At 73.3% G+C, this 1267-nt stretch carries 1 protein-coding gene and 2 pseudogenes; all 3 read right to left on the bottom strand.

Annotated elements, in window-relative coordinates:
• Nucleotides 1-294: pseudogene (locus F3J18_RS37440) on the bottom strand (anti-sigma factor); the annotation flags it as partial.
• A complete protein-coding gene (locus F3J18_RS37435) occupies nucleotides 291-812 on the bottom strand; it encodes an RNA polymerase sigma factor (protein ID WP_025100434.1) in 522 nt (173 codons plus the stop codon). The gene F3J18_RS37435 and the pseudogene F3J18_RS37440, both read right to left, overlap by 4 nt.
• Before the next feature lie 47 nt (nucleotides 813-859).
• Nucleotides 860-1267, bottom strand: a pseudogene (locus tag F3J18_RS37430) (hypothetical protein); the annotation flags it as partial.

Raw genomic sequence — 1267 nt, 5'->3', positions numbered from 1 at the left:
CGGTGTGGCTGCCCCCGCCGCAGCGGGCGCCGCGCCGCCGCCCGCTTCGCCCTGCCGCGCCTCGGGCGCGAAATCCTCGGGCGGCAGCAGCCGCGCGGGCAGCGGCTCGTCGAGCACGCGGTCGTAGCGCTCGTGCAGCAGGGTGTTGATCGAGAAGTAGTCGCCGATGCGATCGGCGAGCGCGTGATCGGTCTCGAGCAGGCGGTCGATATGGGCGCGGCGCGCCTCGTCGAGCGTGCCGTCCACGTAGGCATGCAGTTCCGATTCGGTGATCGGCGTGGCTTGGTCGTTCATCGCACCACCTTCAGGTTTGCGCTGGGTTGGGTTCCGGACATCAGCGCGCGCAGGCGCTCGCGGCCGCGCGAGAGCCGCGACATCACGGTGCCGACGGGAATGCCGAGCGCCAGCGCCACCTCGGCATAGCTGAGCTCCTCGAGCCCGACCAGCAGCACCACCTGGCGCTGGTCGACCGGCAGGCGTTGCAGCGCGTAGTCGAGGTCGCGCACCTCCAGCGAGCGCGTGGCGCCGCTCGACACGGCCAGCGCGGCCTCGGGCAGCGCCTCGTCGTCGTCCATCGACACATGCTCGGCACGCGCGCCGGGCCGCCGGGCCTGGTTCGCGAACACGTTGTGCATGATCGTGAAGAGCCAGGCGCGCAGGTCGGTGCCGGCCTGGAACTGCTCGGTGTGGCGCAGCGCGCGCTCGAGCGTGTCCTGCACCAGGTCGTCGGCGAGTTCCCGGTTGTGGATCAGCGCGCGCGCATAGCGGCGCAGGCGCGGGACATGGTCGATCAGTTCGTCTCGGATGGTCATGGCTGGGTCGGCCCGATGGCGGACGGCAAGGATGATAGGCGGCGCATTCAGTCGCCGGCCAGCAGGTCGGCGGCGCGCATCAGGCCGCGCGTGCCTGCGTCACCGGCGATCACGATATGTTGCCCGGCGCGCGATGTCCACTCCAGCAGGCGCACCCCGCCGATCCGGCGAGCCTGCCAGTGGCCGCCGCCCTCGGGCGTGCCGTGCGCGACCAGCACGGCCGGCTCGCCCGCCGCGTTGCGGTAGACGTAGGCGTTGGCGCTCGCGAAGGGCCAGATGTCGAGGCGGCGCGCGCCGGCCAGGTGGAAGCCGACCGCGCCGAGATCCGGCGCCGCGTCGCGCGGCGCGGGCTGCGAAGCGAGCAGCAGGGACGAGCCGGCCAGCGCGCCGGCGGCGAGGCTGGCGGCCGCTGGCTGTTGCGGATTGGCCGGACGAGCCGGCGCTTGGCTCGCGGC

The sequence above is a fragment of the Burkholderia sp. Ax-1720 genome (assembly GCF_011753035.1).
In the GTDB taxonomy this organism is placed as follows: domain Bacteria; phylum Pseudomonadota; class Gammaproteobacteria; order Burkholderiales; family Burkholderiaceae; genus Burkholderia; species Burkholderia gladioli.
This window is presented reverse-complemented; position numbering and strand designations above follow the sequence as displayed.